Genomic DNA, 10,172 nt, shown 5'->3' on the forward strand with positions numbered 1-10,172 from the left:
TAGAGATTAATTTCAAGTTTTAATAGGTGTCAAAATGAGAGAAAATTTAGATTTGTCAATCATCATTGTTAATTACAATACCTTCAAATTAACAAAGGAAACAATCGATTCCTGTTTGGCTGAACCAACTCATTATACATATGAAATATTCCTTGTAGACAATCAATCAACTGATGACAGCTTGGAAAAATTAGAGAAATACTTTGAAAAGGAGATTTCACGAGGAATAATCAAGGTTATAGCCAATTCCCACAATGATGGTTTTGCTAAGGCAAATAACTTAGCTATTGAAAAATCTAAAGCAGAATATGTTCTCCTTTTAAATTCAGATACACTTATTAAGGAAGGAACAATTGACAAATGCATGGACTATATGACAAAGGCAACCAATGCAGATATCGGTGCCTTAGGATGCAAAGTCAGTTTAGCAGATGGATCTCTTGATAAGGCATGCAAACGCAGTTTTCCAAATCCTGCTAACTCTTTTTATAAGTTGTTTAATGTCAAGACAAGCAGTGGTAAGGATGATTATAACCTTGATGACTTAGATGACAATGGAGTTTATGAAATCGACTGTTTAGTTGGAGCATTTATGCTTGTAAGAAGAACTACAATTGATGATATCGGCCTTTTGGATGACACTTTCTTCATGTATGGTGAGGATATTGACTGGTGCTATAGAATCAAGCAGGCTGGCTGGAGAATCGTTTACTTTGGTGAAGCTGAAATCATCCATTATAAGGGAGCAAGCAGTGAAAATCAAGAGACCAAAAAGAGAAATCCAAAGATAATTTATGAATTCTATAGGGCAATGTACATTTTCTATAAAAAGCATTACACTAAAAAATACAATATATTTGTAAACATTGCAGTTTATATAGGAATAGCCCTTTTGCTAGTTGTCAATTTAGTGAAAAACGTTTTTAGACATTAATTTAATTTTTACTTTTCTATTTTTTGTAATGTTTTTTCAAATGATAATTTTTTAATTTTTTCTTTTCTATTTTTTGTAATGTTTTTCAAATGATAATTTTTTAATTTTTTCTTTTCTATTTTTTGTAATGTTTTTTCAAAAGTCATTTTTTTATTTTATCCTTTTGATATTTTTTTCACGATTAATTCATTTAAATATTCCTTTTTTGTTTCATTCTTTGACTTTTTTAAATTATTCCTATTTTCTTATTGTTGTATTATCTTCATTTCTAAATCCTTTTTAATAAATTAATTTTGAAAATTTTATATATATAAAATTATATATTATTAACTGGTGTTAATATGGATTTAGAAAAAATACTAGGAATTTTATTTATAATATTAGGTATTATATTTATCGCTTACCCAATGTTAAGTCTTGGAGCGATTTCAATTTTCGTAGGTGTATCTTTAATTGTACTCGGTTGTGCTGAAATATTCAATGCATTTAATTTATGGAGTGTAATGGCCCATATTTCAGGAATCAGATTCCTATTAGGTATTTTAGCAATCTTATGTGGTTTATTGTTCTTCAATGATTTAGGACCATTGTCTTTCCTCGCATCATTCCAATTATATTTGATTGCATTTGTATTTATCTTCATTGGTATTTTAGGTCTTGTAAATGGAACAAAAGTATCAAAGATAGCTTCTGCATTAATTTTAATCATGGGTATAATAACTGTTTTCCTTGCGGTTTATGCAATTGCAAACCCAACATACATTGCAATTCTTGCTGGTGTATGTTTAATCCTGGAAGGTATATGCCTTTTTCTTGAATAATCATTAAGATTTTAATTTTATTTAAGAAAATTAACTTTTTTTATTTTTTTTTTTCAAATATTTTTTTTATTTTTTCATTTTTTATCAATTTTTCCTTATTTCTTTTTTTATTATTGTTGCTATTGGTTTTTTTAAAAAACATAAATAATAATAGGTAATTTTATTAATAATAGTCTATAAATCTATATATAGTATAAATAATATTATTCATGCCATTTGGCATTTTTTAGTTAAATCAGTTGTTGATGAATTTTATTAAGTTCTGTGTAGAGTGGTTTAGATGATTAAGGAAAATCAAAGAATTTTGAATGCAATACTTGTCATATTAGATGTTCTTGTAATTCTATTTTCATTAGGTCTTGCTTATTTTGTTAGATTTAAAACCACTTTGTTTGGTCCTTTAGGAGGATCTTTGCCATTTATGCATTATTTTATATTTACAATACTGTGCATCGTGCCAACATATATTCTCCTATACTACTTCTTTGGATTGTATAAGCCCTTCAGGAATAAACGCTCCATTTTTTCTGGTGCAGAGGATATTGTTAAGGCTGATATAATGGCTTTCATCATTTTGGTAGCTATATTATTCATAATTTACCAGCCTAACTTTTCAAGAATCATGCTGTTCCTCTTAAGCATATTTGGAATGCTTTTTGCAGTTCTTGAAAGAGCTCTTGTAGTATTGGTTTTAAGATTCATGAGGGTCAACAATCGCAATCTAAAGCATATGCTAATTATCGGAGACAATGAGTTGGCCTTAAGCTTTGCACATAAGATCAAATCAAAAACCTATTTAGGATACAATATTGCAGGATTTTTAGGAAGGAAGGAGCATGTGGGGATGACTTATGAGGGAACTCCATTCATAGGTTCCTTTGATGATTTGCCTCAAGTTCTGAAAACCCATAAGTTTGATAGGGTTGTCATTGCCATTCCATTAAAGTATTATTATCACTTGAATGAAATTGTAGACGCTTGTGAGGAAGAGGGAATCAAGGCGGAAATTGTTCCGGATTATTATAAGTACCTTCCAGCAAAGCCTTCTGTTGATATGCTTGATGATATTCCAATCATCAATATTCGTTATGTTCCTTTGGATGATGCATTCAATAAGTTCAAAAAGGTCATTGAAGATTACTTTGTAGCTATTGTTGCTATTGTCATAACTTCTCCAATCATGCTGATAACAGCTATTGCCATTAAGCTGGAATCTCCAGGACCTATTATTTTTAAGCAGGAAAGGATAGGGTATAATGGAAAGCCATTTATGATGTATAAGTTTAGAAGCATGAGGGTTCAGGATGAAGAGGAGGAAAAGTCCCAATGGACCACTGAGGATGATCCAAGAAAGACAAAAGTAGGTTCATTCATCAGAAGAAGGAGCATAGATGAACTGCCTCAGTTCTTCAATGTCTTAAAAAGGGAGATGAGTGTTGTTGGACCTCGTCCTGAAAGGCCATATTTCGTAGAGCAATTCAAGAAGGAAATTCCTAAATATATGGTAAAGCATCAGGTAAGGCCAGGTCTTACAGGGCTTGCTCAAGTAAATGGTTATAGGGGAAACACTTCAATTGATAAGCGTATTGAATACGATATTCGCTATGTAGAAAACTGGAGCTTAGCATTAGACATAAATATCATGTTCAGAACTGCTTTCAGAAGAGGGAATAATGCATACTAATCCAAGCTTTTCCAAGCTTCAACCCCCAAGTTTTACCTCCCAAGCTTTTCCGCCCCTTCGGGGCGCAAAACCTTGACCAAAAACTTTTTCACTGCTTATGAGATTATTCTCTAAAATAGTTTCTTTTTTTTATTTTTGTTTTACCTTTTTTCAATAATTTTTATTTTTTAATAATTAATTAAATTCTAATACATTCTATTTTTTTTTTATTGTTCAATTCATTTTTTCTTATTTTCAAATGAGTTTTCCACGGATGGAAATTTTTCGGTTTGATTTAATTTTTTACTCTAATTAGAAAATTAATATAATCTTGTTATTTTTCAATTAACTTGTAAAATTATCTTTAAATTAACAAATTCGTATTATTTGATTATTATAATGAAAAAAAGCATATATTTATATATTTAGTGGTATAATTGATTATTACAGACTTAATTTTTAAAAATATTAGCCATTTTTTAAGATAAAAATTTCATAATCTAAAGTTTTATAAGCAGCAATGTTTAATGTATTGTAGAAAATGATCCCTGCAAAGATTGTAAAAAAGTAAAAAATTTTTAGAGAGGAATCATTCATTAAAAATGTTAAATAATATAGATTATAAATATATAATTATAATGAATTTGTGATGAACTCATATTCAATTTTATGAATTTTTGAAATTATGAAATCATAGGAATTTATAATTTTTTCATTGTTATTTCATTATCATTTCATTATTAAAAATGTCTTATATGGTTAATATTTTTAAAATAATGGCTTTGAAAGCTAATATTTTTTACACTTGAAATGATGCTATTAGTTTTCAAATGCTCTGTCTTAATTTTTATATATAGATAAAATTAAATTATAATTTACTTGAAAAAATTGTTAATAAAATTATTGAAAGCTGTGTAAATAAATTAAAATTACACTTGTTTTTTTGAATTATTTTATTAGATTATTTTTACTAAATTTATAATTTAAAATAAACGAGGGTTTGGTATGGATAAAGAATTTTTCAATGGAATGAATTTGGATGAAGATATAAGTGAAGAAAATTTCCAATACATTACAGAAAGTTGGGAAAAAGTCAAAGACGACTTATCTTTAGAAGAATTCATAAATAAATTTAATGAAATTAAAGAAGAAAATAAGGATATCTCATTTTTTGATGACAAATATTTTGTAGATCTAGTGGTAAATCCTTTCACTGGAAAATCTGGAGAGGATGAGCCTATTCCTGTTTTTGACACTGAAACTCCAAAAACAATCGGTGAAGTTGAACCTGGCCGCAATGGATTTTCTGTTGTTGCAAGAGTTATGGCTATTTCCAATTCTAAAATATTCACTACAAGAAAAGGAGATGACGGTAAGCTTTGCAATTTGCAAATTGCTGACAATACAGGTAGCGTAAGACTTGTTCTTTGGACTGAAAACATTAAGCATCTCAAAAACATATCTGAAGGAGACATCGTTGAGATAAGCGATATTGATTGTAAGGAAGGATTTAGAGGCGGCAAAGAGTTTTCATTACGCCCAAGATCATTACTCAGACCAATTGAGCCAGGAAGTGAAAACTATCCTGCTAACATAGATGCTTTCCCTGTTTATGAAGAGAACATCATTCCAATTTCCGATGTTGAAGCTAATCAAACAGCAAGCATTTTTGGTAGATTGGTTAGAGTCCCTGCTCCACATTCATATGAAAGCAACGGCAAAAAGGGAAAAGTCACTTCTCTTGAAATTCAAGACAGCACAGGCAAAATATCCTACACCTTATGGAACAGTGATGTGATATTGATTAAATCATTGGACTTAAAGGAAGGGGATGTTGTCAAGATTCTTAATGAACAAGTTAGAGAAGGAAGAAACGGAGAACTTTCATTATCCCACTGGGATGGAAGAATCCTTAAGGTGGAAGGAGACTTTGACTTACCTGAATATGAAGAGAACATAATCAAGATCGGCGCTGCTCAAGAAATGAATGATGTCAGCATAATCGGTGTAATCACTAAGATTCAAGATACCATTACATTCCAAAGACAGGATAAATCTGAAGGATATGTAAAATCAATTGAAGTAACTGACGATACCGGTTCAATAAGAGTTACCCTTTGGGGAGACGACACCAAAATTCAATTCACTAAAGGAGACATTCTCAAAGTCATCGGAGGTAATATTGAATATGATGACTATTCCAATGGATACAGAGTAAACACCAATTGGAACACTGAATTGAAACTTAATCCTGAAGGAAACGATGACTTGGTTGAATTGTTAAAGGAAAAAACCGAAGGCTTAGGTCCTATACCTATTGCTGATGTTCAAATGCACGAAGATGATGGAGATGAAGTGGACATCATCGGAAGAATCATTACAATCAATGATACTCATACCTTCCAAAGAGATGACGGTTCTACAGGTTCTGTTCGTTCTGGAGATATAGCAGACGCTTCCGGAAGAGTCAGAATTTCATTTTGGGATGAAAAGGCAGATCCTAAATATATCTCAATAGGAAAAGCATATCAAATTGAAAATGTCAGAACCAGATTAGGAATGGTTGAAGTTGAGCTTAATGCTGGCAAAACAACTAGAGTAATTGAATTGTCAGATGCTGAAGCTGGTGACTTGCCTACCTTTGAAGAACTTGAAGATCAAATATACGTATCCAAGAAAATCACTGATTTGGATGAAGACGATACCAGCTTTAAGGTCATTGCAAGAATCATGGAATTAGAAGAGGTTCGTGAATTCAGCAAACAGGATGGAACTACCGGTTTAGTTAGAAATATGCTTATCGGTGATGATTCTGGATCTATTCCTGTAACATTATGGGAAGATAAGACAGATATACCTTTCGATATTAACGAAGCTATAAAAATTCAGAATCCCAGTATAAGATACAACGATAATCGTAACAGCTTAGAATTGTCAATAGGAAATTCAACTAATATTTTACAGCCATCCTATGAGGAATTGACTTCCCTTCCAGACATTGAGGAATTGAGAAGAATGATTTACACTGAAAAGGATATTTCAACTCTTGAACTTGAAGACCGTGGTGTAATAATAAAAGGTAATTTCACAGAACCTTCCACTCAAAGAATGCTGATTCCTAAATGTCCGTTCTGTAACAGAACTCTTGAGGATGAGGATGAAGAGGAATGTGAAAATTGTGGAAACTATATAGAGCAACCTAGCTATTTATTAGTCCTTTCAGGAAAGATGGTTGATGATAGTGGGGATATACCTATAGTCTTCTACAATGAAATGGTTGAAGAATTGCTTGATATGAAGCATGATGAAATAGTTGCTCAGTATGAAGAAGAGGACAGAAATCCTGAATTCTTGCAGAATAAGGCAATGGGCATTGATGGAATGGAAATGGAATTGATAGCTGATGTGGCTTACAACACCTATGATGAAGACATCAGGCTCAGACCTAAGAAGATTCTTGAAAAAGCATATTGATCGATAAGTTGAAATCTTAAAAAGGATATTAATCCCAATATTCTTTAATCGATAAGCTGAAATCTTAAAAAGGATATTAATCCTAATATTCTTTAATCGATAAGCTGAAATCTTAAAAAGAATATTAATTCTAATATTCTTTTTTATTTATTATTCATGATTTAATTATTATAAAATTGTACTTAAATGAATGTTGAACTTTAATAAAATTTAATGGGTTGATTATTATGGTAGAACTTGAAGACTTACCTAATGTTGGAGAAAAAACTGCAGAAAAATTAAGAGATGCTGGATTTGCTGATATGATGAGATTAGCTACCGCTACTGCTAAAGAGTTATCTGTAAAAGCGGAAATCGGTGAAGGTGTAGCTGAAAAAGTTATTGAAGCAGCACGTAAAGCAGAAAAAATTGATTTTGAAACTGCATTTGATGTAATGGAAAGAAGACGAGATGTAGGCCGTATCACTACTGGAAGTAAAGGTGTAGATGAATTAATCGGCGGTGGAATCGAAACTCAAGCTATCACTGAAGTATTCGGTGAATTCGGATCCGGTAAAAGTCAAATTTCTCATGAATTAGCTGTAACTGTTCAATTGCCTAAAGAAAAAGATGGTTTAGATGGAGAATGTGTCTTCATTGATACAGAAAACACTTTCAGACCTGAAAGGGTTGAACAAATTGCAGATGCATTTGGTTTAGATCGTGAAGAAGTCTTAAGAAAAATCCACATTGCAAGAGCTTTCAACTCTTCTCACCAAATTCTTATGGCTGAAAAAATCAATGAATTAATCCAAAGCGGATGCAATGTAAGATTAGTTATTGTTGACTCTCTTATGGCACACTTTAGAGCAGAATATGTAGGAAGAGAATCCTTAGCTGTAAGACAACAAAAATTAAACCAACACTTACACGCTTTACAGCAAGTGGCTAACACATACAATGTAGCAGTTTTCCTTACCAACCAAGTTCAAGCAAGACCTGACGCTTTCTTCGGAAGTCCAACTAAAGCTATTGGTGGACACGTTTTAGGACACGCTTCCACCTACAGAATCTGGCTTAAAAAAGGTTTAGCAGGTAAAAGAATTGCTAGATTAGTGGACAGCCCTCACTTGCCAGAAGGAGAAGCTGTATTCAAAGTTACCACTGATGGTATTGTGGATTAACTCCACGCTTCAAACCATGCTTCTAAACCAAGCTTTTCACCCAAGCTTTCCCGCCCCTTCGGGGCGCAAAACCTTGACCAAAAATATTTTCACTGGTTAGGAGTGTTATTCTCTTAAAGTAGTTTCTTTTTTTCATTTATTTTTTTAATTTTTATAATTTGTTTTCTTTATTTACAAACTATTTTGATTATTTTTTTAATTTTTATAATTTGTTTTCTTTATTTACAAACTATTTTGATTATTTTTTTAATTTTTTTAATTTGTTTTCTTTATTTACAAACTATTTTGATTATTTTTTTAATTTTTTTAATTTTAAATTTTTTTCTTTTATTTACAAAAACTATTTTAACTAATTTTAATAAATTAAATTTATATTTAAAATTTTTTATTTAATAGTTTATTTTTTAAGTTGATTTTATGGATTATAGGATTATTATTGTTTCAATCATTGTAATGATTTTATTAGGTGTTTTATCTAAGAAAGTTGGCCTTTTAAAAGAAGATAATGTTGAAACACTCAATAATTTAGTAATCAATATATTCTACCTTGTCTAATTTTCAATGCTTTATACACTGCTGATGTTTCCTTAATTCCAAAGTTAAGCATTTTGACAGTTTATATGTTACTCACCAGTTTAATTGTAGGGATATTGACTTATTCATTACTTAAAATTTTAGGCTGGGAGCAAAAGAAAATTTGGACTATAGTGACAGTAGTGGTTTTAGGCAATACAGGTTTTTTAGGATATCCGATTACTTTAGGAATCTTTGGAACTGAAGGCATGCTTAGAGCAGTATTCTGTGATATTTCCACCTCAATAATCTTTGTGGTTTTAAGCTTTATTTTTATTCTGCTCTTTGATGGATCATTTAAGCAAGCGATTAAAAAGATTTTAGTCTTTGTGCCTTTATGGTCAATAGTTTTAGGGATAATTTTCAATCTTTTCAATATTCCAATAACTCCTGTAGGTTCTACAGTAATCAATTATTTGGCTGGAGCTACAATTCCTCTTATCATGATATCATTAGGGGTATCATTGAATATTAAAGGTCTGAAGCATTATTTTATGGAAGTGAGCCTTGCATCCATTATCAAACTAATCATTTATCCTTTGATTGGTTTAGTCGTCTTGTCATTGCTTCACATTACTGGATTCGAACATACCATTGGATTAATAGAAGCAGCTATGTCTTCTGCAATGTTAGGTTTGGTTATTGCAGTAACATATAAGTTAAATTGGGAATTGGCTTCTGATTGTATTTTTACATCTACATTATTTATTTAGTTACAATTCCTATATTCCTAATGTTTATTCTTTAACTTCAGTTCTACCTTATTTATTTTTGTTCCAATTCTATATTTCTAACCTTTATTCTTTAACGAACTTTCAACGAATTCTGAAAGTTTTATTAAGCCTAAATCTGCTATATTTTTATTATTTTTAGGGTGTTGCATAAAAGGTTACACCCTTTTTATTTTCATTTATTTTTCTTTAATATTAAAATAAAATTTATTTTTTTATTTTTATTTTATTTCCTTTCTAAATTTTATTCTATTTTTTATTAAAATAATTATTATCCCTTTATAGATATTTTTACCTTATTTAAAATCTTATTTTCATTCAGATTTTTTTCAATTTTTAAAGGCTTTTCCACCTTTCTTTGAATTTTTTTATTGAAATTTTTAAAAATTTAGGCTTATAAAAATATGTTTTATTTCTTAATTTTAAGGATTGTATTATTTTAATTTATTTTATAAATCCTTATTTAAGTTTATTTTTATCAAACAACCAATATTTGATTAATATTGATTAATTCATTTGTTTTAATCGTTTTAAAATATTCTAATATATATACTTTACTCCTACTTTATTATAGAAACCTTTATATACTCAATTTTTTAAAAATTTTATTGTCTAATCTTTTATTATATATAATAAATATATGGAAAAAATTAGATCAAATGATTAATCATTTTACTTGTACAAGGTGATTTAATGGCAGAAGAAAATGTAAATGAAGAAATTAGAGTGGGAGTATATGTTTGCCACTGTGGTGTAAACGTTGGTGGAGTCGTAAACTGTCCTGAAGTAGCAGAATACGCAAAAACTTTACCT

8 protein-coding genes are annotated in these 10,172 nt (G+C 30.1%); 7 read left to right on the forward strand and 1 reads right to left on the reverse strand.

The genetic code is table 11. From position 1 onward, the window contains the following. Nucleotides 1-34: 34 nt before the first annotated feature. Entirely contained in the window at nt 35-934 is a 900-nt protein-coding gene (locus QZV12_RS04680; RefSeq protein WP_295617968.1) for a glycosyltransferase family 2 protein, read from the forward strand. An 8-nt stretch (nt 935-942) separates the two neighbouring features. Here QZV12_RS04680 and QZV12_RS04685 read toward each other — a convergent pair whose 3' ends face one another. Further along, nucleotides 943-1,080, reverse strand: coding sequence for a hypothetical protein (locus QZV12_RS04685; RefSeq protein ID WP_295617971.1), 138 nt, complete (start codon nt 1,078-1,080; stop codon nt 943-945). A 195-nt stretch (nt 1,081-1,275) separates the two neighbouring features. Here QZV12_RS04685 and QZV12_RS04690 point away from each other — a divergent pair, with 195 nt between their 5' ends. The 6 genes from QZV12_RS04690 to QZV12_RS04715 all read left to right on the forward strand — a co-directional run bounded on the left by QZV12_RS04690 (nt 1,276) and on the right by QZV12_RS04715 (nt 9,341). After that, nucleotides 1,276-1,755, forward strand: a complete 480-nt coding sequence (locus tag QZV12_RS04690) for a DUF308 domain-containing protein (protein ID WP_295617974.1) — start codon at nt 1,276-1,278, stop codon at nt 1,753-1,755. Between the two features lie 280 nt (nt 1,756-2,035). Further along, a complete protein-coding gene (locus QZV12_RS04695) occupies nt 2,036-3,439 on the forward strand; it encodes an undecaprenyl-phosphate glucose phosphotransferase (RefSeq protein ID WP_295617977.1) in 1,404 nt (467 codons plus the stop codon). Nucleotides 3,440-4,423: 984 nt separating this feature from the next. Continuing rightward, the gene (locus tag QZV12_RS04700) at nt 4,424-6,892 is read left to right on the forward strand and encodes an OB-fold nucleic acid binding domain-containing protein (RefSeq protein WP_295617980.1); all 2,469 of its coding nucleotides are present in this window, start codon (nt 4,424-4,426) and stop codon (nt 6,890-6,892) included. Nucleotides 6,893-7,119: 227 nt separating this feature from the next. Then, on the forward strand, nt 7,120-8,055 hold the full coding sequence (gene radA, locus QZV12_RS04705) for a DNA repair and recombination protein RadA (protein WP_295617983.1): 936 nt from the start codon (nt 7,120-7,122) through the stop codon (nt 8,053-8,055). A gap of 417 nt (nt 8,056-8,472) precedes the next feature. Further along, the gene (locus QZV12_RS04710) at nt 8,473-8,610 is read left to right on the forward strand and encodes a hypothetical protein (protein WP_295617985.1); all 138 of its coding nucleotides are present in this window, start codon (nt 8,473-8,475) and stop codon (nt 8,608-8,610) included. A gap of 35 nt (nt 8,611-8,645) precedes the next feature. Beyond that, nucleotides 8,646-9,341 (forward strand): AEC family transporter, encoded by a 696-nt coding sequence (locus tag QZV12_RS04715; RefSeq protein ID WP_295617994.1) that lies wholly within the window; start codon nt 8,646-8,648, stop codon nt 9,339-9,341. Nucleotides 9,342-10,172: the final 831 nt, after the last annotated feature.

Origin of the sequence: uncultured Methanobrevibacter sp., assembly GCF_902769175.1 — an archaeon.
In the GTDB taxonomy this organism is placed as follows: Archaea; Methanobacteriota; Methanobacteria; order Methanobacteriales; family Methanobacteriaceae; genus Methanobrevibacter.